Here is a 23,317-nt window from a genome sequence, read left to right on the forward strand (position 1 = left end):
GCCGCCCTCCCCCGACCGGGGTGGGCGGCCGCCCTAGCTCAGCGGCGGGGCAGGATCACTCCTGGCCCACCTCGAAGCGGGTGAAGGCGAGCACCTTCACACCGGCCTCGTCCAGCACCTTCTGGACGGTCTTCTTGCTGTCCTGCACGGAGGCCTGATCGGGGAGGACGTTCTCCTTGTAGTAGGCGATCGTCTTGCCCTCGATGATCTTCGGCAGCGCCTGCTCGGGCTTGCCCTCGGCCTTGGCGGTCTCCTCGGCGATGCGACGCTCGTTCTCGATCACATCGGCGGGCACCTCGTCGCGGCTGGCGTACTTCGCCTTGAGCGCGGCGACCTGCATGCCGGCGCCGCGGGCGGCCTCGGCGGCGGCGTCACCCTCGCCGCTGTAGCTGACCAGCACACCCACGGCGGGCGGCAGGTCGGACGAGCGCTTGTGCAGGTACACGGCGACAGGGCCGTCGTAGCTCACGACGCGACGCAGCTCGAGCTTCTCGCCCAGCTTCGCCGAGGCGGCCTCGATGCGGGACTCGATCGTCTGACCGTCCGCCTCGAGTGCCTTGACTGCGTCGACCGTCGACGCCTTGGCGGCGGCAGCGGCGCCGACGATCGCCTGGGCCAGCTCCTGGAACTCGGCGTTCTTCGCGACGAAGTCGGTCTCCGAGTTGAGCTCGATCATCACGCCACCCTCGGCGGCGACCAGACCCTCGGCGGTGGCGCGACCGGCGCGCTTGCCGACGTCCTTCGCACCCTTGATGCGGAGCACCTCGACCGCCTTGTCGAAGTCACCGTCGGTCTCGGTGAGCGCGTTCTTGCAGGCCATCATCCCGGAGCCGGTGAGCTCGCGGAGACGCTTGACGTCCGCAGCGGTGTAGTTCGCCATTCGGCGTTACTCCTTCGGTTCTTCAGGTTCGGGGGTGAAGCACACCGGTGGCACCGGACCCGGTGCCACCGGCGCGACGACTACTCGGCGGCGGGGGCCGCAGGCTCGGGCTCCGCGACGACCTCAGGGGCCTCCGGAGTCTCAGCCGGTGCGTCCGCCGCACCGGTCGCGGCCTGCGCGAGCAGCTCCTGCTCCCACTCCGCCAGGGGCTCGCCCGCCGCGGCACCCTCGGGCTTCGCATCGCCCGCGGCGCGGCCGGCACGCGACTGGACGCCCTCGGCCACGGCGGAGGCCACGACCTTGGTGAGCAGCGCAGCGGAGCGGATGGCGTCGTCGTTGCCCGGGATCGGGTAGTCGACGAGGTCGGGATCGCAGTTGGTGTCGAGGATGGCGATGACGGGGATGTTCAGCTTGCGGGCCTCGCCGACGGCGATGTGCTCCTTGTTGGTGTCGACGACCCAGATCGCCGACGGCACCTTGGCCATGTCGCGGATACCGCCGAGGGTGCGCTCCAGCTTGTTCTTCTCACGCGTGAGCATGAGGATCTCCTTCTTGGTGCGACCCTCGAAGCCACCGGTCTGCTCCATGGTCTCCAGCTCCTTCATGCGCTGAAGACGCTTGTGGACGGTGGAGAAGTTGGTGAGCATGCCGCCCAGCCAGCGCTGGTTCACGTAGGGCATCCCGACGCGGGTCGCCTCCTCGGCGATGGACTCCTGCGCCTGCTTCTTGGTGCCGACGAAGAGGACGGTGCCTCCGTGCGCCACGGTCTCCTTGACGAACTCGTACGCCTTGTCGATGTACGTCAGGGTCTGCTGCAGGTCGATGATGTAGATGCCGTTGCGGTCGGTGAAGATGAACCGCTTCATCTTCGGGTTCCACCGACGGGTCTGGTGTCCGAAGTGAGCGCCGCTGTCGAGCAGCTGCTTCATGGTAACAACAGCCATTGTCTGCCATGTCCTTTGTGTCGCAGTTGTTTTCACGCCACCGCACCCGAGCCGAGCCCGGGTTTGAGCGATGCCATGCCTGGTGTCCAGCCCCGCCGCACCCCGTGAGGGGACCGCGCGACGCGGGCGCGCCGTGAGACGCTGATGAACACGCGAAGTCACTCCGCCATCTGGACGGAGCGCGTCAGTCAGTCTACGCGGCACGCCCGGATCGACGAAATCGCACGTCAGCACCACACCGGACGCCGACCGGGCCTACCGCAGGCGGGCCGCCATACCGTCGACGAGGTAGCGGACCGCATCGACGAACCGCTCGTCGGCACCACCCCAGGCGGTGGGGCCGGATCGGTACGCGAGCGGGTACCGATCGGCGTCGACGACGGTGGCCCGCAGCTCGGGCCGGTAGGCCTCGCGGATCTCGCCTCCGGGCCCGTAGACCTCCTGCTCCTCGATGACGAAGCCGACCACCAGATCGCGCATCGTCGACCACGCCAGGGCGGCGTCCCGCTCGGCGAAGCCGGCGTCGACCAGGATCCGCAGCGGTCGCTCCTGGGCGGCGACCACGGTCGGATCGGTGAGCAGCGACCCGCTGAACACCCGGGCCCCATCGCGATGCGCACGCAGGACGTCCCGCAGGTGCCCGGCCGCGTCGGCCACCACAGCGCGCCACTCCCCCGCGGCACCCGGCTCCGGATACGCGGCGACGGCCCGCCGCATCAGTTCGGTGGCCATGTCGTCGACGAGCGCCTTCTTGTCGGCGAAGTGCCAGTACAGCGCAGGCGCCTTGACACCGAGCCGGTCGGCGATACGTCGCAGCGTCAACCCGTCCAGCCCCTCGTCGTCGAGGACGTCGAGGGCGGTCGCCACGATGAGCGGTCTACTGAGCGCCATACTTGCCACCTTAACATCGTTAAGCTAACGTTGCCCTTAACAGCGTTAAAGGACACGTCGAGAGAGGCCGGCCGTGAAGGCAGCAGTCACCACCTACCAGCAGACCCCGCAGTGGCAGGAGGTCGCCGCGCCCCCCGGCGGGGCTGGCCTCGTGCCCGTCACCATGACGGCCGTCGCGATCCACAACCTGGCCCGCGGCGTCGCGAACGGCACGCACTACTCGAGCCCGGCCGAGCCCGGGGCCTGGGTGGGGGTCGACGGTGTCGGCCGCCTCGACGACGGCACCCGCGTGTATGTGAACGCGCCGGGCACCGTCGCCGAGCGCCTGTACGCCCCCGCCGCGGCGCTCGTGCCCGTCCCGGACGCGTTGCCCGATGTGCAGGCGGCGGCGGCCGTCAACGCGGCGATGTCGTCCTGGATGGCGATGACGGTGCGCGCCCACGTCGAGCCCGGACAGACGGTGCTGATCCTGGGCGCGACGGGCGCATCGGGCCGCATGGCCGTGCCCCTGGCCCGGCACTTCGGCGCCCGCGTGATCGCGGCGGGGCGGAACGCCGAGATCCTCGCGGCCGTGGGCGCCGACGCCACCGTCGACCTCACCGATTCCGAGGACGCCGTGCGGAATGCGTTGCGAGCGGAGAAGATCGACGTCGTGATCGACTACGTATGGGGCCGGGTCGCCGAGCTCACCTTCGACAGCCTGGCCGGCCGGGGGCGGGCGACCTACGTGGAGGTCGGCGCTATGGCCGGCTCGTCCGCAGCGGTGCCGGCCGCCCTGCTGCGCTCCACCGACGTCCGGATCCTGGGCAGCGGCATCGGTTCGTTCACCCGCGACGAGGTGATGACGGCTCGTCCCGCGATGCTGGACGCCGTCGTCGAGCTGGGCATCGAGGTGGACGTCGTGACCCGTCCCGCCGCCGACATCGCCGCCGCCTGGACCGAAGACCTCGGCAGCTCCCGCCTGGTGCTGACGCTGTGACGGCACCGGCCGCGCTCGCTCATCGCACCCGGCTCGCCGTCGTACTGGGCGCGCTGTCTGCGTTCGGACCGATCACCACCGACCTCTACCTGCCCTCCCTGCCCGAGGCCGCCACCGACCTGCACGCGTCGCAGCCGCAGATCCAGGCGACGCTGACCACCTGCCTGATCGGGCTCGCACTCGGCCAGGTGTTCGTCGGCCCGCTGTCCGACGCGGTCGGCCGTCGACGCCCGATGATCGGCGGTGTCGCGCTCTTCGTGGTGTCGTCCCTGTTGTGCGCGATGGCGCCGACGGTGTACCTGCTCGACTTCTTTCGGCTGGTGCAGGGGCTCGCCGGATCGGCGGGCGTGGTCCTTTCGCTGGCGATCGTCCGCGACCTGCTGTCCGGAGTCGGTGCGGCGCAGCTGATCACAGCGTTGTCCGCGGTGGGCGGCGTGGCGCCGATCCTCGCGCCGGTGATCGGCGCGCAGTTGCTGCGCGTGATGGACTGGCGGGGACTGTTCTACGTGCTCGCCGGGCTGGGCGCCGTGCTGCTGGCCGTCGCCGTCCTCGGCGTGCCCGAGTCATTGCCGTACGAGCGGCGCAACCCGCTGCGCCTGCGCCCACTGTGGGACGGCTTCGCGACGCTGTCGACGGACCTGCGGTTCGTGGGCTTCACCGCCGCCGCCGCGTTCGCGTTCGCGACGATGTTCTCGTACATCTCCACGTCACCGTTCGTCTTCCAAGAACACTTCGGGTTCACGCAGGCCCAGTTCAGCGCGCTGTTCGCGGTGAATGCGAGCGGCATGCTCACGGTGAACGTCGTGGGCGGCAGGCTGATGTCGCGGGTCTCCGGTGAGACGCTGGTGCGGTTCGGCCTGGCCGGAATCCTGACGGGCGCCGTCGGGATGCTGGTGTGCTCGCTGACGGTGGGCCTGTGGGGCATCGTGACATTCTTGTTCCTCACGGTGATCTGGGTGGTGCTGGTGCTCGCGACACTGTCGGCGTTCGCACTCGAGGACCACGCGGCGATCGCCGGGACCGCATCCGCGCTGGTAGGCGCCTCCCGGTTCGCGCTCGGCGGGATCATGGCCGCCATCGCGGGGACGGGCGGGGCGGACCCGACGACGCTGGCGGTGGTGATGACGGTGTGCGCGACGATCGCGGTCGCCTCCTTCTTCGTCGCCTCCTTCTCCGGAGCGCGACACACGCGGCACCAGGCCTGATCAGCCGATGGACGCGTACTCGTAGGCGTCGAGCGGGAACCTTCGACTCTTCCAGGCCGCCTCGATCGTCGTGGCGGCGCGGAAGGGGACGTCGCCGTTCTTGGCGAAGTAATAGCTGTTGGAGTTCGCGCAGGTGGGGTGCACGAAGACCTGGTTGTCGCGGCGGCCCAGCATGTCGTTCATGTAGGTGTCCTGCACGTCGGCCCTGACCTCGACGCGAGAGGCACCGCGTCGGCGCGCCTCGCGCAGCGCACGCACGATGTGCGCCGCACTGTTCTCGATCAGCGTGAAGTACGAGGCGCCGTTGTAGCCGTACGGACCGAAGATGGTGAAGTAGTTGGGGAACCCCGCGGCGGATACCCCCTGATAGGCCTGCAGGCGGGTCTGATCCCACAGCTCCGAGAGGTCGACGCCGTCCCGCCCGAGCAGCCGGTAGGTCGGCAGCGCGTCCTTGTCGGTCACCTTGAAGCCGGTGGCGAGGATGAGGACGTCGAGTGGATGTTCGGTGCCGTCCGACGTGCGGATCCCCGCAGGGGTGACCGCCTCGATCGACGCCGTCTCGAGCGTGACGTCGTCGCGGTTGAACGTCCGCAGGTACGAGTTGTGGAAGCTGGGCCGTTTGCAGCCGAGGGCGTAGCGCGGGGTCAGCGCCGCGCGGGTCGCCGGCTCGTCGACCTGGGTGGCGAGGTAGGCGCGGGCGGCCTTCTCGATGACGTCGGTCGCCGGGATGTAGCCGTGGAAGTGCGCAAGGATCGGGAACGTGAGCTCGACGAACGCCTGGCTGGCCAGGCGGGACAGAGCGCGTGCACCCGGGATCGCCTGGAGTCCGAGCCGCCCGATCCCAGGGATCGCGACATCGGGCTTGGGCAGGCACCAGATCGGCGTGCGCTGGAAGACCGTGAGGTGCTCGACGACTGCGGCGATCTCGGGGATCACCTGGACCGCGGTGGCACCGGTGCCGATGATCCCGACTCTCTTGCCCGTCAGGTCCACGGAGTGGTCCCACCGGCTGGTGTGCATCGCGACCCCGGCGAAGGTGTCGATGCCGTCGATGTCCGGGAGTTTGGGCTGGCTCAGCGGGCCACCGGCATGGATCATCCAGCGCGCGGTGAGCTCGCCGGTGCTGGTGCTGATCCGCCACAGGTCGGCGGCCTCGTCGAAGGTCGCGGCCGTGACCCGGGTGTCGAAGCGGAAGTGGTCCCCGAGGTCGAACTCGGCGACGCAGTGTTCGGCATACGCCTTGAGCTCGCTCCCCTTCGCGTAGGTACGGGACCAGTCGGAGCGCTGGTCGAACGAGAACTGGTAGCTGAACGACGGGATGTCCACCGCGACGCCGGGATACGTGTTCCAGTGCCAGACACCCCCGGGCCCGCTGGCGTCGTCGAGCACGAGCACGTCGTCGAACCCGGCCTTCCGCAGCGCGATGGTCGTGCCGAGGCCGGCGAACCCGGCTCCGACGATCACGATCTCGTGGTGTTCGGCATCCATCGCTGCGCGACTCCTTCAGATATTCTGAACATCGGAATACTCAGAGTATCCCACTGGATCCGCGGTGACTACTCTGTGCTGATGGCCATGACACGCGCTCAGAGCCAGGCGCGGACCAGAGCGCTGCTCGTGAGCGAGGCGACCCGCCTGTTCCTCGAGCGCGGCTTCGCGGCGACGTCGCTCGATGCGATCGGCGAGGCGGCCGGGTTCACCCGCGGTGCGGTCTACTCGAACTTCGCGAGCAAGACGGAGATCGGCCTCGCCGTTCTGGACGGCCTCTACGCGTCGGTGGCGCAATCGGCCGGCGAGGCGGCAGCGCGCGTGGCCGACCAGGGACCAGCGCGCTGGATCGAGGTCGTCGCGCAGTCGATGGAGTCCTCGATCGGCGCCCCACGCTGGGCGCGGCTCGAGGTCGAGGTCGCCGCGTCCTGCACGGACGAGCAGGTCCGGGAGTCGTTCGGGCGGCGGTACGCGGAGATGCGTGCCTCCTGGCAACGCGGCTTCCTCGCGGTGCACGACCCCCAGGGGTCCCTCACGGCCGATCCGGAGCAGATCGCGCTCCTGCTGGTGAGTGCACTCCTGGGCGCAGGCCTGCAGCGCGCGGCGGATCCCTCCATTCCGTTCGACCGCGTGGTCGGTGCCATCCGCCTGGTGGCCGATGCCCTGGCGCCTGCCGGCAGGGCGGACCGACGGTCGGCGAGCGGGCCGCAACCCTGACCACTGTGCGGCGCACTGCGTCAAGGGGTTCTCCCGAATTGGGGATAGGAGCTTCTGCTGTCCACAGGTGGTATTCCGGGCGCCGGTATCCGGGGGTGCCCGGGGGCACGATCGGGACATGGCCACCACGCGCATCCTGCCCCTCGTCGTCTCGGTCGCGGTCGTCTCAGCCTCCGTCCTGGCCGGGGTACCCGGGGCACAGGCGACGGCCGGCGCCTACGACTGGCCGCTGGATCCTCGCCCCGAGGTGGTGACCGGCTTCACTCCGCCCACGCAGCGCTGGGAGTCCGGGCACCGCGGAGTCGACCTGGCGGCGACGCCCGGACAGGCCGTGTATGCGGCCGGCCCGGGGACGGTGCACTTCGCCGGGGTCGTGGACGGCCGCACGGTGGTGTCGGTGCTGCACCCGAACGGGCTACTGACCACCTACGAACCGCTCGCCGAGACGGCCGTGCGGGCCGGTGACGCCGTCACCGTCGGCGCACCGATCGGCACCGTGGCTCCCGGGCATCCCGGCTGCCCTCGGGAGGTGTGCCTGCATTGGGGGCTGCGGAAGGGCTCCGGGCACTCCGCGCGGTACTACGACCCGCGCCTTCTGGTGGGCGCCGGCGCGGTGCGGCTGCTGCCACTCGGATCGCCCCAGCGCAGCGGGTGAGCGCGGGTGACCGGCTCTCCCCGCGCTGACGGCGGATTGATGACACGATGTCCCTCGTGGACGAACTGAATCCCGCAGAGACCACCGAAGACGACACCACCGACGACGCAGCGGACTCCGCGGCCGACGACGCCGCCGAGCGGCTGCGAAACGCGCAGACCATCGCCTATCCCAGCCCCACTGCCCGTACGCGCCGCCACCGGACCGAGGCGCCGCCGACGGTGGTGGTCCTGTTCGGCGCCACCGGGGACCTCGCACGGCGCAAGCTGCTGTGTGGGCTGGGATACCTGTCCGTATCCGAGCTGACCGCCGACATGCGCGTGATCGGGACGTCGCTCGACGACATGACCGACGACGAGTTCCGCGAGTTCGCGCGCCGCTCGATCGAGGAGCTCGGCGCCCGCAAGCTCACCGACGAGCAGTGGGCGAAGTTCGCGCCGCTGCTGTCGTACGTGCCGGAACCGGCGGGCGCCCAGGCGCTCGCTGCGAAGGTCGCCGAGGCGGAGGCCGCGATGGGCGGCAAGCCACAGCGGCTGCACTACCTCTCGGTGCCGCCCAAGGCGGCGGGCTCGGTGATCGAGATGCTCAAGGAGGCGCATCTCGTCGAGCGGTCGCGGGTCATCATGGAGAAGCCGTTCGGCGAGGATCTGGAGAGCGCGATCGCCCTCAACGCCGAGGTGCACAGGACGTTCAAGGAGCGGCAGATCTTCCGGATCGACCACTTCCTGGGCAAGGAGGCGGCGCAGAACATCCTGGCGTTCCGGTTCGCCAACGGCCTGTTCGAGCCGATCTGGAACCGCAACTTCATCGACCACGTGCAGATCGACATCCCGGAGTCACTGGGGCTCGACGCCCGCGCCGCGTTCTACGAGCCCACCGGTGCCTACAAGGACATGGTGGTCACCCACCTCTTCCAGGTGATGGCGTTCGTCGCGATGGAGCCGCCCACGGCGCTGGAGCCGCGGGCGATCTCGGAGGAGAAGAACAAGGTCTTCCGGTCGCTGGAGCCCATCCTCCCCGACGACGTGGTGCGCGGGCAGTACGCGGGGTATCGCAACGAGAAGGGCGTGAACCCGGAGTCGGACACCGAGACCTTCATCGCCCTGCGCGCGCGCATCGACAACTGGCGCTGGGCGGGCGTGCCGTTCTACCTGCGCACGGGTAAGAAGCTGGCCGAGGGCATGCGGATCATCTCGATCGCGTTCAAGGAGGCGCCCAAGTCGATGTTCCCCAGCGGCTCCGGCATCGGCGCGCAGGGGCCGGACCATCTGACGTTCGATCTCGCGGACGAGTCGAAGGTGTCGCTGTCCTTCTACGGCAAGCGCCCGGGGCCCGGGATGCGCCTGAACAAGCTGTCCATGCAGTTCTCGACCCACGAGACGGAGCAGGCGAACGAGGTACTCGAGGCCTATGAGCGGCTGATCCTCGACGCGATGCTCGGCGATCACACGTTGTTCACCACCGCCGAGGGCATCGAATCGCTGTGGGAGCGGTCGATTCCGCTCCTGGACAACCCACCGCCGGTCAAGCAGTACCCACCGGGCTCGTGGGGGCCCAACTCGATCCACCAGCTCATCGCTCCGCATGCGTGGCGGCTGCCGTTCGAACGGGTGTGGCGGGGCGCGGCGCACGAGTGACGACGGTGCCGGCCCGCGGTGCGCCGCGGGCCGGCTCACGCGCGGGGGTGGGCCTGCTCGTGGACGGCGCGCAGACGCGCGACCGAGACGTGGGTGTAGAGCTGCGTGGTCGCGAGCGAGCTGTGTCCAAGCAACTCCTGCACCACGCGGAGGTCTGCGCCGCCTTCGAGCAGGTGGGTCGCGGCGCTGTGCCGGAGGCCGTGCGGCGCGAGTTCCCGTGCGCCGGGCACGCTCCCGGTCACCTGGTGGACGACGGTGCGTGCCGCACGAGGGTCGAGCCGCCCGCCTCGCGCACCGAGAAACAGTGCAGCGCCGGACTTCTCGTTCACGAGCTCCGGTCTCCCCACCGCCAGCCAGCGTTGCAGCGCCGCGTCGGCGGGTCCGCCGAACGGCACCACCCGCTCCTTGTCCCCCTTGCCTAGCACGCGCACCACGCGGCGCCCGAAGTCCACACCGCCGACGTCGAGGCCGCACAGCTCGCTCACCCGAATTCCGGTGGCATACAGCAGCTCTGCGATCGCATGGTCCCGAACCGCCTGCGGGTCTCCCTCCGCCGCCCCCGACGCGGCACTCGCGAGCGCCGCCGCGGCGTCGCCGGCGCTCACGACGCCCGGCAACGTCCGGTGCGCCCGCGGCGCGCGCAACCGCACCCCGGAGTCGGATGCCAGTACGCCACGGCGGGCCGCCCACGCCGTGAACGTGCGGGCCGCGGACGCCTGCCGGGCCAGCGTCGTGCGGGCCGCACCCGCGGCGGCTCGGTCTCCCAGCCAGGCCCGTAGCGTCGCGAGGTCGAGGGCTGCGAGTTCGACGCCTCGGTGGTCTGCGAAGTCGAACAGTGCACTCAGGTCGGCGAGATACGCGCGGACGGTATGCGGGGAGCGCCCCCGCTCCAGGCGCAGGTAGGTCTCGTATTCGGCCACGACCTGCCGCCGACGCGCAGAACCCGACGACTTGCCCACTTCATCGACATTCGTCACACCACGCGACTCGTGTGCACCACCTGTCACACTCATGGCGTCAGCTTAGCGGCGCCCGCGAGACATCGATGGTCTCCCATCCGCCGTCGCGGCGACCGGACCCGCCAGCACGATCCCCCAGGCCTATTCCGGCGTCACCGCACCTCCCTCCCGCTCGCCGCGCACCAGCTTCCACGCCGCGCCCACGGGTGCCACGAGCCCGCGCAGCTCGAGGATCGGCAGCGCGCTACGCACGGCCCCGTCCGAAAGCGCCGCGCGGCGGGCCAGGTCGGCCACCATCATCTCCCCGCGCACCGGGAACGCCTCGTGCACGTGAAGCTGCGCCGGCGTGAGACCGTCGGTGGGCCGGGCCGGCGCCTCCGGGATCAGCGCCAGCTCCCCCGCCGCCCCCACCCGCTCGAGCACGTCCCCCGCCGAGGTCACGAGCTCGGCCATGCCCTCGCGGATCAGCGCGTGACAGGTCACCGACGTGGCCGTCGTGACCGGCCCGGGAACGGCGCACACCGGCACCGAGCGACGGCTCGCCCACGTCGCGGTGTTCCGCGTGCCCGACCGCAGCCCCGCCTCCACCACCACGACACCACGGGTCGCGCACGCCACCAGGCGGTTCCGGTTGAGGAACCGGTGCTTGCCGGGCACCGTGCCGGGCGGGTACTCGCTCACGACCGCACCGGCGCTGGTGATGGCCTTGAACAGCTGCGCGTGCGCGGTCGGATACGGCCGGTCGACGCCGCACGCGAGCACCGCGACGGTCACCCCACCGGCGGCCAGAGCGCCCCGGTGCGCGGCCGCGTCCACCCCGAAGGCACCGCCCGACACCACCACGTAGTCCTCCGCCACGAGGTCGCCCGCGAACTGCCGGGCCACGTGTTCCCCGTAAGCCGACGGTGCCCGGGTACCGACCATCGACACCGCCCGGTCGAACAGTTCGTCCAGCCGACCGGCGCCCACCACCCACAGGGCGAACGGCCGCAGCTCGCGCCACTCGTCGCTGTGCCCGCCGGCCTGCTCGCTACGCCGCGCGAGCGGGTGCAGCGCCCATGCCGGCCACTCGTCGTCCCCAGGTATCGCCAGCCGCCCGCCGAGCCGGCTGACGTGCCGGAGGTCGGCGGCCGCGCGCTCGAACGGGTCCCCGCGCCCACAGACCTCCTCCAGGCGCGGTCCGGTCGCCGCCTCGAGCTCCTCGAATCCCGGCGGGAACGTCCTGCGGCACAGCATGTCTGCGACGTCCGCGGCCCCGAACCGCTCGATCATCGCTACCATCGCCCCGCTGGGCACCTCCACCAGCCGCGACAGCAGCGCGAACGCCTCGCGCTCCCGGACCACCGCGGGCCCGCCCCCGGTCACATCCACCCCCGGTCTCGGAAGGAGAGCGCCTCGCATACCTCGGTCTCGGTGGGCATCGCCAGACCCCGCAGGTCGGCGAGACTCCACGAGACCCGCAACGAGCGATCCGCGCCACGCGAGGTCAGCCGGCCGTCGCGCAGGAACAACTCCAGCGGCCGCAACGCGCCCCGCGCCAGCCGATAGCGCCGCCGCAGCGCCGGCCCCGGCACCTCGGAGTTCGTCAGCCATCCGTCCGCCGCCCACCGCTCGCGCGCGGCCGCTCGCGCCGCCTCGACGCGCGCCCGCACCACCTCGGTGCCCTCGGACTCCGCCGCGATTCGATCCTCGCCGTGCAGGGTTGCGCTTCCCGGTGGCTCCATCCGCACCCGGATGTCCACCCGGTCCAGCAGTGGCCCCGACAACCGCCCCAGGTACCGGCGCCGCGCCGTCGGCGTGCAGGTGCAATCGCTGTCGCGCGCAGGCGCACACGGACACGGGTTCGCAGCGAGCACCAGCTGGAAGCGCGACGGGTACGTCACGACCCCGTCGCGCCGCGCGAGCCGGATCTGGCCCTCTTCGAGCGGTGTTCGCAGCGCCTCCAACGACTTCGGCGCCATTTCGGGACACTCGTCCAAGAATAGGACGCCGCGGTGTGCCATCGACACCGCGCCGGGCCGGGCGAAGCCGGTGCCGCCGCCGACCAGCGAGCTCACCGTGGACGTGGGATGCGGGGCCACGAACGGCGCCAGCCGGATCAGCGGCCGATCCGCCGGGAGACACCCCGCGATCGAGTGGATCGCCGTGACCTCCAATGACTCCCGCAGCTCCAGCGAGGGCAGCAGGCCCGGCAGTCGCGACGCGAGCATCGTCTTCCCGATGCCGGGCGGGCCGGTGAGCATCAGATGGTGTGCGCCCGCCGCCGCGACCTCCAGGGCGTACTTGGCCTCCGACTGCCCCACCACGTCGGCCAGGTCCGGTGCCGTCGGCTCGTCGTAGGCGGCGACCCCCGACGGCGGCTCGCTGAGCACCCCCTCACCCCTGAGCCAGTCCACCACCTCCGCGAGGTGCACGGCGCCGAGCACCTCGACCCCGTCCACCAACCCGGCCTCACCGAGGTTGCCGTGCGGCACCACCACCCGCCGGAAGCCGGCGCGCCGCGCGGCCAGGGTCGCCGGCAGCACGCCGCGCACCGCCCGCACCCGGCCGTCGAGCGCCAGCTCCCCCAGCATCACCGTCCCCGGCAGGACCCCGTTCGGGACCCGATCGGCCGCCCGCAGGATCGCCACCGCCAGCGGCAGGTCGTACACGGAGCCGACCTTCGGCAGCGTCGCCGGCGACAACGCCAGCGTCACCCGCGTGTCCGGGAACTTCTGGCCGATGTTCGTGATCGCCGCCCGCACCCGATCGCGGGACTCCTGCAGGACGGTGTCCGGCAGACCCACCAGGTGCACGGACGGCAGGCCGGCACCGATGCACCCCTCGATCTCGACCACAGCACCGTCGACGCCCACGATCGCCACCGAGTACACCTTGCTCAGCTCGCTCATCAGGCCACCGCCGCGCGATGCTCGAGCGTCACCGGGCCACCGGGCGGAGCCGACACCGCTACCACGTCGATACGGACGTGCGCGAACCTCTCCCGGTGAGCCAGCAGCCACTGCGCCGTCAGCCCACGCAGCTGCGCCACCTTCTTCGGCGTCACCGCCTCGAAGCCCGTGCCGTAGCCGTCGCCCGACCGGGTCTTGACCTCGACCACCGCGAGCGTCCCGTCCGGCGCCCGCGCCACGACGTCCAGCTCGCCGCGCAACCCACCCCCGGAGTACCGCCAGTTGCGGTCGAGCACCTCCCATCCCAGCCCGATCAGATACTCGCAGGCGACGTCCTCGCCCGCTCTCCCCAGCCCCTGCTTGTCCATGCCCGAATCATGCGTGCGAACCACGACCCGACCGCCGCCCACGGGCCGGCCTCGGGACGGAATGCGTATGACATACGCATTCCTGTGGATGAGGTCCGCCCGAGTACGCCTACGTGTCGTACCGGCGCGCTAGAACGTTGCTCATCCGCGGCCGAGCCAGGCGGGATGTTCGATGAGCAGGAGGGACGACGTGGCGGATTCGACTACGGCGGGCACACCGCGACGGGGAGGCGTTGCCCAGCGAGCGGGGTGCACAACCGAACGATCAGAGGTCGATGACGACCTTGCCGTGCACATGCCGTCCGGCCTGCAGTTCGACCGCGGCGCGGATCTCCTCGACCGGGAAGTGCGCCGCGATGGGTACGCGAAGCTGCCCCGCTCCGACCAGGCGAGCGATCTCCTCGATGGCACCGGGCGCGGCGTCGGCGCCGTTCGCCGACGTGATCCCCTCCACCTGTGCGGTGATGATGGTGATGCGTTCATCCGGAACACCGAGTTCTCGCGCAGCCTCCATCGTCTCGGTTCCGTGCAGGTCGATGGCCGCGGTGATGCCGTCGGGCGCCAGGCCGCGGACGCGGTCGACCAGACCCGGGCCGTAGGTGACGGGCTCGGCTCCGAGGGCGCGCAGGTTGTCGCCCGATGCAGCCGATCCGGTCCCGATCACCCGTGCGCCCGCGAGCCGGGCGAGTTGGACGGCGAACACGCCGACGCCGCCCCCGGCACCGCCGATCAGCAGCGTGTCGTCCGGGCCGGGGTGGACGACGGCGAGAGCTGCGGCGGCCGTGCTGCCCGCGATGGTCAGGGCGGCGGCAGTGCGGTCGTCCACGCCGTCTGGGGTGCGGTGCGCGGCGCCGCCCACCGCGATGGTCCCGGCCGGATCGATGACGACGTAGTCGGCGACCGCCCGAGAGAGGGCGCCGCCGAACACCCGGTCACCGACCGAGAACTCGGTCACCCCGTCGCCCACCTGGTCCACCACTCCGGCGTAGTCGGTTCCGAACCCGGCCGGCAGGCTCAGCCCGAACCGAGCGGCGGTGTCTGCGTCCGAGGTCATGAACCAGTCCATCGGGTTCAGTCCGGCCGCAGTGACCCGCACGCGGATCTGCCCCGTTCCGACCTGCGGCGCCGGTACCTCGCCCAGTCTGAGTACCTCGGGGCCGCCGAACGCCTCGACGAACTGGACCGCTCTATTCCTGGTGGCCGTCGAGTCGGCACCGTAGTCGTGCATGTGTGGTTGTCTCCTCCGGCGGTGAGGGGCGAGAGGCGGAAATGGAATATGCTCCGCTCACAGTTTCCCACCGTAACACAATCGGAGCGTGATCCGTTTTGCGGACGTCAGACACCCAGGAGCTACGAGCGGACGCGACCCGCAACCGCGCTCAGCTTCTCGATGTGGCGACCCGCGTGTTCGCGTCCGCCGACGCCGAACCCTCGATGCGAGCGATCGCGCGCGAAGCCGGAGTCGGAATCGCCACGCTCTACCGGCACTTCCCCACCCGAGAGGCGCTCGTCGACGCGGTCTACCGCGACCAGGTGACGCGGCTGACCGCTGGTGCAGAAGAACTACTCACCCAGGTTCCGCCGCCTGCGGCCCTACGACGATGGATGGACCTGTTCGGGAATTGGATCGCGACCAAGAACGGCATGCTCGGAACACTGCTCGCGATGATCGAATCGGGCGAGGTCGCTCACGCCCAGACCCGGATCGAGCTGCTCGCCGCGATCGACACTCTGCTCGACGCCGGCCGCGCGACGGGCGAGATACGCATCGACGTCACCGCCGAAGACCTTGCAGCCAATCTCATCGGCATCTTCACCGTGGCACCGCCGCACGACCACGACGACAGGGCGCGCCGCCTGCTGAACATCCTGATGGACGGCCTCCGGGCAGCTCGATGAGTCGCTCCCGACCCGCACCCCGACCGTCACCTCGAGATCTCCCGCGGCCTACTTTCTGCGCCCGCCGTCACGCACGGTGGTCAGGGAGCGGAATCCCATGGTGGGCACGGCCGCGGCGATCGCGTCTGCCGTCCCCATCACGGTGATCACGTACGGCAGCCCGTCGTAGTAGAAGACGCGCTGCGCGCCTCCGGAGCTGTTCTTGGAGTACGCGCTGAGGCCGTACTTCACGCCGCCGACCAGCCACTGCTCTCGGGCGCCACCCGACGGCACGACCGTCGCGGACGCATACCGCTCGATATCGGCGGTGATCAGGCCGTCCGGCCAGGAGCATTCGACAGCCTCGACCGAGGTGCGCGCGGGCAGGACATCGGGCGCGGGGCCGCAGGTGCGGCCCGTCATGACGGCCCCGTCGGTGCCGCGCCGGGTGGGGGCGAGCCACTCGAGGCCCGCCTCGCCGGTGATCGCCGGGCACCCGCCGGCCGTACCGCGCGAGCCGTTCCAGCAGCGGAAGCCCGTGTTCTGCACGACGTAGTAGACGGCCGCGGCGACGACCACCAGCACGGCGACGAGCGCGCCGATCGCGATCGCCCAGCGTCGGGCGGCGCGGCTGTCGCGCCCCACCCACACCTCCCAGCCGGGAGGCGGATCGGGCCAGGACGGGTCGGGCTCCCAGCCCGGCTCGGGGCGCCAGTCCTCGGGCGCCGGCGGCCAGTTCGGCGGCGGGTTGTAGCGCATGCCAGGAGGGTAACCGAATCGACCAAGCCATCCCTGCACAGCCGCTACGCGAGGCCGGCGTGACGGCAGTCTGCTACTCCGGCAGCCGCAGCTCGGGCTTGTCGAGCTCCTCGATGTTCACGTCCTTGAACGTGACCACCCGAGCCCGCTTGAGGAAGCGCGCGGGACGGTACATGTCCCAGACCCACGCGTCCGTCATCATCACTTCGAAGTAGACCTCGCCGTCGGCGTTGCGCGGCACGATATCCACCCCGTTGGCCAGATAGAACCGCCGCTCCGTCTCGACCACGTAGGTGAACTGGCTCAGTACGTCCTTGTACTCCTTGTACATGGACAGCTCCATGGCGGTCTCGTACTTCTCGAGATCCTCTGCGCTCACTCCCGTCCTCCCTTCGCGGCTGTCGTACACCTTATCGCGCTCCGGCGTGCGCACGCTCATCCACGCGCAAGCGCGCCCGCCCCGGTCTGCGCGTCCGCGCCCGCCTCCGCGCGGCGCTCGACAGCCGCCAGGGCCGCGCGCACGTTCCGATACCGCATCCGGTGCTGGTCGCTCGGCCCCAGTTCGCCCAGCGCCCGCATGTGCGTCGCCGTCGAATAGCCCTTGTGCACCGAGAATCCATACCCCGGGTAGTCGTCGTCGAGCCGCGCCATCACGCGGTCGCGAGTCACCTTGGCCAGGATGCTGGCAGCGGCGATGCACGCCGCCGCGGCGTCGCCGCCGATCACCGGCAGCGACGGCGCCGCCAGGCCGGGTACGGAGAAGCCGTCGACCAGCACGTATCCCGGCCGCACGTCGAGGCACGCGACGGCACGGCGCATCCCCTCGATGTTGGCGACGTGAACACCGATGCGGTCGATCTCCGGTGCCGGGATCGACACCACGGACCAGCTGACCGCGTATCGGATGATGCGCGGGTACAGCGCCTCGCGCGCGGCCTCAGTGAGCTTCTTCGAGTCGTCGAGGTCGGCCAACGAGGCGATCGCGTGTGGCGCGAGGATGCAGGCGGCCACCATCATCGGCCCGGCGCAGGCGCCGCGGCCGGCCTCGTCGACCCCGGCGACGGGACCCATGCCCGCCCGGGCGAGCACCGACTCCATCGTCCGGAGACCGGACGCCGCCCGCACCACCGGGCGGGGCGGCCACCCGGACACCGTCAGACCTGCGGGTCGATGGAGTGCACGATCCGCCACCTACTGAACGGGTACACGATCGCCACCACCTTTCCGCGGATATCGGCCTTGGGGATGGTGCCCTGGTACTGGTCGTCCATGTGGTAACGCGAGTCGGCGGAGTCGAGCCGGTTGTCGCCCATCACGAAGACGTTGCCACTCGGGACCGTCACAGGGCCGAACGGGTGGCCCCAGCACGGATCCTGCGTGGACACCTGCTTCGCACTCTCGGCCAGGTAGGGCTCGTAGATCTTCTTGCCGTTCACGGTGACGCCCACCCCCGACTGGCACTCGATCGTCTGGCCACCCGTCGCGATCACCCGCTTGACCAGGTCGTTCTCGTTAGGCGGCTGGAGGCCCACCAGCGCGAGCACCTCCTGGGCACCGCGGATCACCGTGTTCGACGACCGTGGGCTGGGCGCGCCCTCGATGTTCCACGAGTCCGACGGGCCCTTGAACACGATCACGTCGCCGGGCTTCGGATCGGATGTGTAGTAGGTGAGCTTCTCCGTCACGATGCGGTCACCCGTGCAGCCGGCGCAGCCGACCAGCGTGGGCTCCATCGACTCGGACGGCACGTACCACTGGTGGCCGACGAAGTTCTGCAGCAGGAACGACAGGATGCCCGCCACCACGATGACGCCTAGCACCTCGACCAACCAGTTGGTCCTACGCGGCTTCTGCTGCTCGCCGCGTGGCTTCCTGCGCCGCGCCCGGCGCGATTCGGCCCGCCCGTCGTCCCGGGCCCCGTCGCCGCGCCCCGACTGCCCTACCTCGTCACCCGCCGCCTCGTCACCCACCGCCGCGTCACCCACCGCAGCGTCGGCGTCGGGATCGGCGCCGTCGGCGGCGGTCCGGGCGCGCGCGGCACCGTCGTCGGGGTTGGGCGCGCCGCCGACGGTGGCGGGACGCTCGGGGTCAATGGGCTCGGGCACGCGGTCCACCCTACCTATACGACGACGGGCGCCGGCCCATCGGCCGACGCCCGTCGTGGACGCGTATCTCGGAGCCTGGCAAGGCTCCTCGCTCAGCGCTTCTCCTTGATCTTCGCAGCCTTGCCACGCAGGTCGCGGAGGTAGTAGAGCTTCGCGCGGCGGACGTCACCACGGGTGACCACGTCGATGTGGTCGATGTTGGGGCTGTGCACCGGGAAGGTGCGCTCGACGCCGACGCCGAACGAGACCTTGCGGACCGTGAAGGTCTCGCGGACACCGCCGCCGTGGCGCCGGATCACGACGCCCTTGAAGACCTGGATGCGCTCCTTCGAGCCCTCGATGACCTTGACGTGCACGTCGAGCGTGTCGCCGGGTCGGAAGTCGGGCACGTCCGCGCGGAGGGACTGCTTGTCAATGAAGTCGAGCGTGTTCATCGCTGTTGATAACCGTTCTTGCCGTTGTCGCGAGCAGAGGACCCTGGCGACCGAGCGGATCATCGGCCGCGGGGCCGACGATCCGGGGTTCAACCGGTTCGTACTCCTGGTAGTTGGGCGGCGTCGCGGACCAGGTGTCGACCCGCTGTACCGCCCGTACCCGGGCATGACGCGCCCGAGGCAACCTGTTGATTGTGCCAGAACGACGCCGCCTACGGGAAATCGGCGCCCGTGGCACCGGGCGCGGGGCGGCGTGCACCACCCGGTCGAGCACGCGCTCGGCCTCGACCTTGGCGTGCGGCACGTCGGGCCGGCCGGCGGTCAGGTCCTGCACGTAGATCTTCGCCCGGATCATCGGCCTCCGCAGCCGGCGCTCACGGCGCAACGCGCGCGCCATCTTGCGAGTGCCGTACCGCCACCGGGCCCACGGCGAGCCCGGCCGCGCCAGGCGCAGTGCCCCGAAGATCAGCAGCGGCCACACGAACAGTCCCACCAGGCCGGTCCAGATCTTGCCCTTGAGCAGCACCACGATCGCCGCACTGAAGTCGATCACCGCAAGCAGGTAGAACGACCACGGCACCGCCGACCCGGGATCGCGCACCGCGTCGACGTCGAGGAACGTCAGCGGCCGGAAGCCGAGAAGAAGCAGTCCCGTCACCGCTACCGCGGCGAACACGGCGTCCACCGACGCGCGCCCCTCCTCCTTCCAGTACACGTCACGCAGGTACAGGATCAGGGCGAACTCGTCGAGCACGAGCGCCGCCCCGAGTCCGAAGCCGGCGGCGAGCACCGCGCCCGTCGCCTGGGTCCCCGTCCCGAATGTGGCGATCAGGCCCACCGCCGATGCCATGCACAGCACCACCCCGAACACCATGTGGTGCACGTGCACGTCACCGTGGCGGATGTTGCCGAACCACCAGCGGACCTCGGCGCGGATCAGCCGGACGCTACCGCGGATGCACAGGAAGCCGGCGATCAAGCCCACGAGAAAGCAGAACAGCGGCAACCTGCCGCCTGCCACGATCTCCTGGGTGAACCACCGGCTCATGCGTCCAGATTAGCCACCGAATCCGGCGCGGCGGAGCGCGTCGGCCATCGACCCGCCCGGTTGCCGCGCGGAGTTCTTCTCGCGGTCACCGGTGGTCCGCCTGCGGTCGCCGGCGTTCGCCTGACGGTCACCGCCGGCCTGCCCACGGGCCTGGCCCTGCCGGGGTCCCCGCCCGCGCGCCTGGCCCTGGCCACTCGGCTGATTCTGTCCACCACCCTGCCGCTGTCCGCGTGCCTGACCCCGGCCGCCGTCCCGCGCGCCGCCCTTCGCACCCTGCCCGGGCTCGTCGTTCAGCCGCAGGGTCAGGCCGACCCGGTTGCGCTCGGTGTCCACCTCGAGCACCTTGACTTTGACCACCTGACCGGACTTCACCACCTCGTGCGGATCGGACACGAACCGGTCCGACATGGCCGAGACGTGCACAAGGCCGTCCTGGTGCACCCCGACGTCGACGAACGCGCCGAACGCGGCGACGTTGGTCACGACGCCCTCGAGCACCATGCCCGGCAACAGGTCGGCGACCTTCTCCACACCTGCCGCGAACGTCGCGGTGACGAACGCGGGTCGGGGGTCGCGGCCGGGCTTCTCGAGCTCCCGCAGGATGTCGGTCACCGTCGGCACGCCGAACCGCTCGTCGGCGAGCTCGCCGGGCTTCAGCCGCCGCAGCGCACCAGAGTTGCCGATCAGCTCCGTGAGCGCGAGGCCGGACCGGTCGATGATCCTGCGGACCACCGGGTACGCCTCGGGGTGCACGCCGGAGGCGTCCAGCGGGTCGTCGCCCTCGCGGATCCGCAGGAAGCCTGCGCACTGCTCGAACGCCTTGGGGCCCAGCCGCGCGACGTCCAGCAGGCCGGAGCGGCTGCGGAACGGCCCGACGGTGTCGCGGTGCGCGACGATCGCCGCCGCCAGCGAGTCGCTGACGCCCGACACCCGCGCGAGCAGCGGCACCGACGCGGTGTTGAGGTCGACGCCGACGGCGTTCACGGCGTCCTCGACCACGGCCTCCAGGCTCCGGGCGAGGTGGGTCGCCGACACGTCGTGCTGGTACTGGCCGACGCCGATCGACTTGGGATCGATCTTGACCAGCTCGGCCAGGGGGTCCTGCAGGCGGCGCGCGATGGAGACCGCGCCGCGGAGCGAGACGTCCAGCTCCGGCAGCTCCCGGCTCGCGTACTCGGACGCGGAGTACACCGATGCGCCGGCCTCGCTCACCACGATCTTCGACGGCGCCTTCGCGCCCGCCTTGCCGATCTCGGTGACCAGCTCGGTCGCCAGCGCGTCGGTCTCGCGGGAGGCGGTGCCGTTGCCGATCGCGATCAGCTCGACGCCGTGCCGGGCGACCAGGGCGGCGAGGGTGGCCTTGGCCTCGTCCCACCTCTTCTGCGGCTGGTGCGGGTAGATCGCGCAGGTGTCGACCACCTTGCCGGTGGCGTCGACGACCGCGACCTTCACGCCCGTGCGGAAGCCCGGGTCGAGGCCGAGGGTGGGCCGGGTGCCGGCGGGCGCCGCGAGCAGCAGGTCCTTGAGGTTGGTCGCGAACACGGCCACCGCGTCGTCCTCGGCGCGCTGCCGCAGCCGGGTGCGGGCGTCGATGGTCGAGGACAGCATCAGCTTGGTGCGCCACGCCCAGCGGACGGTGCCGGCCATCCAGGCGTCGCCCGGCCGGCCCTCGTTGCGCACCCCGAGGGTCGCCGCGATCATCGCCTCGTAGGCCGCATCCTCGCCACCGTCGAACGACAGCGTGAGCGCCTCCTCCTTCTCGCCGCGCAGCACCGCGAGCACCCGGTGGCTGGGCATCGAGTCCAGCGGCTCGGAGAAGTCGAAGTAGTCGCGGAACTTCGCCGCGCCCCCATCCTTACCGCCGGTGGGCGCCCCCTCGCGGGCAACGGTGCGCAGGGAACCCTCGGTCCAGAACTTCTCGCGCACGGTGCCCACCAGCTCGGCGTCCTCAGCGACCCGCTCGATCACGATGTGGCGGGCGCCCTCGAGCGCCGCGGCCGCGTCGGCGACGGCCTCGCCCACATACTCGGCGCCGACGGTGACCGGGTCCAGAGTCGGGTCGGCGAGCAGCCGGTCGGCGAGGGGCTCGAGCCCGTTCTCGCGGGCGATCTGGGCCTTGGTGCGGCGCTTCTGCTTGTACGGAAGGTAAAGGTCCTCGACCCGCGACTTGGTATCGGCCGCAATGAGCTGGGCGCGGAGCGCGTCGGTGAGCTTGCCCTGTTCGGCGATCGACTCGAGCACTGCCACGCGGCGGTCGTCGAGTTCGCGCAGGTACTTCAGCCGCTCGTCGAGGGCGCGTAGCTGCGCATCGTCGAGGCTGCCGGTGACCTCCTTGCGATACCGCGCGATGAACGGCACCGTCGAGCCCTCGTCGAGCAGCCTCACGGCCGCGACCACCTGGCCCTCGCCGACGGCGAGCTCCTCTGCGATCCGGGCCTCGACGCTGCGGACGCCGGGCAGAACTACATGTCTGTTATTCGGAGTCGAACTCACCGGGCCAGAGTAGCCGGACGTCCTGTCGGAGCCCGGACGGTCCCGGTGCCCGGGCACCGTCAGCCCTCGGCCGTCAGCCGGGCGAGCACCGCCGAATCGCTGCCGGTCACCATCACGGCCTCGTACACGACATCAGCCAGCGCTGCCGACGACGGCGCCGCCCCGCCCGCGACCAGCAGAGCGAGCGCGGAGACGACTCGCGCGGCCTGGAATCCCGCGAGGTATCCGGCGTAGTCGCCTTCGACCCGAGCCGCGGCCGCGGCCGCGTCGAGGGAGTCCGCGACGGCCGCCAGCTCCCTGTACGCCTCCCGCCGCGAGCCCGGCGTGCCGCGCTCGTCCAGCAGCACGGCGCCCACGTCCCCGGCCACGCCGGTGGGGTCGACCAGGAGGTCGAGCGCGTCGGCGACCACTGCCACCGCCCGGGCGTGACGCTCGCTCGCAGGCACCGCGTCCACCGCGCGCGCCAGGGCGGGCAGGCTACTGATCCGGTGCGTCACCGTCGTCCTCCACGGCATCGGACCAGGCGCCGGGCGCCGCGGACGGGTCGAAGCCCTGGGCGCGCAGGTATCCGGCCACGTCCTCGGGCAGCGGGTACGCGCCCACGACCGACGCGCCGGCCAGGCCGTGCGCGGCACAGAACGCGGCGATCGACAGTTCCGGCCACTCCTCGTTCCCGGCGACCAGTTCGCCGTCGCGCAACGCGACGCCCGGCCGCAGGTAGCCGTCGAGCTCGGAGGTACCGACCACCACGCCCGACCGCCCGACACCGTCGACGACCCGGGCGACAGCGAGGCGCACCCAGCCGCGCGCCGGCCCGGTGACGCCCGCACACAGCTCGCGCAGCCGCGCCGCGAGCCCCGGCTCCGCGGCGGCTCGGTCGGGGGCGTAGTGGTGGGGACGGTGTACCCGGTCGAGCGCGGCTGCCACGCCACCCATGCCCGCGAGCGGCGCGGCACCGGAGCCGCCGCCCAGGTCCGCATCGTGCC

Annotated in this window: 22 protein-coding genes and 2 pseudogenes; 6 read left to right on the forward strand and 18 right to left on the reverse strand. The window is 71.1% G+C overall.

Translation table 11 applies throughout. From position 1 onward, the window contains the following. Positions 1 to 55 precede the first annotated feature (55 nt). The 3 genes from tsf to ABD908_RS08305 all read right to left on the reverse strand — a co-directional run bounded on the left by tsf (position 56) and on the right by ABD908_RS08305 (position 2,715). The gene (tsf, locus tag ABD908_RS08295; RefSeq protein WP_344993600.1) at positions 56 to 880 is read right to left on the reverse strand and encodes a translation elongation factor Ts; all 825 of its coding nucleotides are present in this window, start codon (positions 878 to 880) and stop codon (positions 56 to 58) included. Positions 881 to 960: 80 nt separating this feature from the next. After that, positions 961 to 1,824 (reverse strand): 30S ribosomal protein S2, encoded by an 864-nt coding sequence (rpsB, locus tag ABD908_RS08300; protein WP_344993603.1) that lies wholly within the window; start codon positions 1,822 to 1,824, stop codon positions 961 to 963. 255 nt (positions 1,825 to 2,079) lie between these two features. Next, complete coding sequence (locus tag ABD908_RS08305) at positions 2,080 to 2,715, reverse strand: TetR/AcrR family transcriptional regulator C-terminal domain-containing protein (RefSeq protein WP_344993606.1); 636 nt, start codon at positions 2,713 to 2,715, stop codon at positions 2,080 to 2,082. A gap of 73 nt (positions 2,716 to 2,788) precedes the next feature. Between ABD908_RS08305 and ABD908_RS08310 the strand changes: the two genes are divergently transcribed. Continuing rightward, positions 2,789 to 3,694: a quinone oxidoreductase family protein gene (locus ABD908_RS08310; RefSeq protein WP_344993609.1), complete on the forward strand. Its 906-nt coding sequence runs from the start codon at positions 2,789 to 2,791 to the stop codon at positions 3,692 to 3,694. Beyond that, positions 3,691 to 4,899: a multidrug effflux MFS transporter gene (locus ABD908_RS08315; protein ID WP_344993612.1), complete on the forward strand. Its 1,209-nt coding sequence runs from the start codon at positions 3,691 to 3,693 to the stop codon at positions 4,897 to 4,899. The genes ABD908_RS08310 and ABD908_RS08315 overlap by 4 nt, the downstream gene beginning before the upstream one ends. Here the strand turns inward: ABD908_RS08315 and ABD908_RS08320 are convergent, their stop codons facing one another. Beyond that, on the reverse strand, positions 4,900 to 6,387 hold the full coding sequence (locus ABD908_RS08320; protein WP_344993615.1) for a flavin-containing monooxygenase: 1,488 nt from the start codon (positions 6,385 to 6,387) through the stop codon (positions 4,900 to 4,902). It abuts the gene before it with no gap. 81 nt (positions 6,388 to 6,468) lie between these two features. Between ABD908_RS08320 and ABD908_RS08325 the strand changes: the two genes are divergently transcribed. From ABD908_RS08325 to zwf, 3 genes are all read left to right on the forward strand, one after another. After that, a complete protein-coding gene (locus tag ABD908_RS08325) occupies positions 6,469 to 7,104 on the forward strand; it encodes a TetR/AcrR family transcriptional regulator (protein WP_344993618.1) in 636 nt (211 codons plus the stop codon). 118 nt (positions 7,105 to 7,222) lie between these two features. Continuing rightward, positions 7,223 to 7,759 carry a M23 family metallopeptidase gene (locus ABD908_RS08330; protein WP_344993621.1) on the forward strand — a complete coding sequence of 179 codons (537 nt, stop codon included), beginning with the start codon at positions 7,223 to 7,225 and terminating at the stop codon, positions 7,757 to 7,759. 143 nt (positions 7,760 to 7,902) lie between these two features. Beyond that, complete coding sequence (zwf, locus tag ABD908_RS08335; RefSeq protein ID WP_344993659.1) at positions 7,903 to 9,396, forward strand: glucose-6-phosphate dehydrogenase; 1,494 nt, start codon at positions 7,903 to 7,905, stop codon at positions 9,394 to 9,396. Positions 9,397 to 9,431: 35 nt separating this feature from the next. Here the strand turns inward: zwf and ABD908_RS08340 are convergent, their stop codons facing one another. From ABD908_RS08340 to ABD908_RS08360, 5 genes are all read right to left on the reverse strand, one after another. Next, on the reverse strand, positions 9,432 to 10,409 hold the full coding sequence (locus tag ABD908_RS08340; protein ID WP_344993624.1) for a tyrosine recombinase XerC: 978 nt from the start codon (positions 10,407 to 10,409) through the stop codon (positions 9,432 to 9,434). A gap of 87 nt (positions 10,410 to 10,496) precedes the next feature. After that, positions 10,497 to 11,720, reverse strand: coding sequence for a DNA-processing protein DprA (gene dprA / locus ABD908_RS08345; protein ID WP_344993627.1), 1,224 nt, complete (start codon positions 11,718 to 11,720; stop codon positions 10,497 to 10,499). Next, on the reverse strand, positions 11,717 to 13,246 hold the full coding sequence (locus tag ABD908_RS08350) for a YifB family Mg chelatase-like AAA ATPase (protein ID WP_344993630.1): 1,530 nt from the start codon (positions 13,244 to 13,246) through the stop codon (positions 11,717 to 11,719). The genes dprA and ABD908_RS08350 overlap by 4 nt, the downstream gene beginning before the upstream one ends. After that, the gene (locus tag ABD908_RS08355; protein WP_344993633.1) at positions 13,246 to 13,614 is read right to left on the reverse strand and encodes a YraN family protein; all 369 of its coding nucleotides are present in this window, start codon (positions 13,612 to 13,614) and stop codon (positions 13,246 to 13,248) included. The genes ABD908_RS08350 and ABD908_RS08355 overlap by 1 nt, the downstream gene beginning before the upstream one ends. Positions 13,615 to 13,879: 265 nt before the next feature. Then, entirely contained in the window at positions 13,880 to 14,842 is a 963-nt protein-coding gene (locus ABD908_RS08360) for an NADP-dependent oxidoreductase (protein ID WP_344993635.1), read from the reverse strand. Between the two features lie 98 nt (positions 14,843 to 14,940). On the opposite strand from ABD908_RS08360, the gene ABD908_RS08365 reads away from it, so the two are divergent. Continuing rightward, a complete protein-coding gene (locus ABD908_RS08365; protein ID WP_425584361.1) occupies positions 14,941 to 15,513 on the forward strand; it encodes a TetR/AcrR family transcriptional regulator in 573 nt (190 codons plus the stop codon). A gap of 48 nt (positions 15,514 to 15,561) precedes the next feature. Here ABD908_RS08365 and ABD908_RS08370 read toward each other — a convergent pair whose 3' ends face one another. The 9 genes and pseudogenes from ABD908_RS08370 to ABD908_RS08410 form a co-directional block, all read right to left on the reverse strand. After that, the gene (locus ABD908_RS08370) at positions 15,562 to 16,251 is read right to left on the reverse strand and encodes a hypothetical protein (protein ID WP_344993638.1); all 690 of its coding nucleotides are present in this window, start codon (positions 16,249 to 16,251) and stop codon (positions 15,562 to 15,564) included. 73 nt (positions 16,252 to 16,324) lie between these two features. Next, the gene (locus ABD908_RS08375) at positions 16,325 to 16,630 is read right to left on the reverse strand and encodes a DUF2469 domain-containing protein (RefSeq protein ID WP_344993641.1); all 306 of its coding nucleotides are present in this window, start codon (positions 16,628 to 16,630) and stop codon (positions 16,325 to 16,327) included. A 56-nt stretch (positions 16,631 to 16,686) separates the two neighbouring features. Then, entirely contained in the window at positions 16,687 to 17,349 is a 663-nt protein-coding gene (locus ABD908_RS08380) for a ribonuclease HII (protein WP_385924391.1), read from the reverse strand. Between the two features lie 56 nt (positions 17,350 to 17,405). Then, positions 17,406 to 18,221, reverse strand: coding sequence for a signal peptidase I (gene lepB / locus ABD908_RS08385; protein WP_385924394.1), 816 nt, complete (start codon positions 18,219 to 18,221; stop codon positions 17,406 to 17,408). Between the two features lie 227 nt (positions 18,222 to 18,448). Next, positions 18,449 to 18,790 (reverse strand): 50S ribosomal protein L19, encoded by a 342-nt coding sequence (gene rplS, locus ABD908_RS08390; RefSeq protein WP_344993647.1) that lies wholly within the window; start codon positions 18,788 to 18,790, stop codon positions 18,449 to 18,451. 178 nt (positions 18,791 to 18,968) lie between these two features. Beyond that, positions 18,969 to 19,838: pseudogene (locus ABD908_RS08395) on the reverse strand (hypothetical protein); the annotation flags it as partial. A 9-nt stretch (positions 19,839 to 19,847) separates the two neighbouring features. Beyond that, the gene (locus ABD908_RS08400) at positions 19,848 to 22,331 is read right to left on the reverse strand and encodes a Tex family protein (RefSeq protein WP_344993650.1); all 2,484 of its coding nucleotides are present in this window, start codon (positions 22,329 to 22,331) and stop codon (positions 19,848 to 19,850) included. 59 nt (positions 22,332 to 22,390) lie between these two features. Next, positions 22,391 to 22,828: a hypothetical protein gene (locus ABD908_RS08405; RefSeq protein ID WP_344993653.1), complete on the reverse strand. Its 438-nt coding sequence runs from the start codon at positions 22,826 to 22,828 to the stop codon at positions 22,391 to 22,393. Continuing rightward, positions 22,809 to 23,317 (reverse strand): annotated as a pseudogene (locus ABD908_RS08410) (hypothetical protein); the annotation flags it as partial. The pseudogene ABD908_RS08410 and the gene ABD908_RS08405, both read right to left, overlap by 20 nt.

The sequence above is a fragment of the Tsukamurella soli genome (genome assembly GCF_039541155.1).
Lineage (GTDB): Bacteria > Actinomycetota > Actinomycetes > Mycobacteriales > Mycobacteriaceae > Tsukamurella > Tsukamurella soli.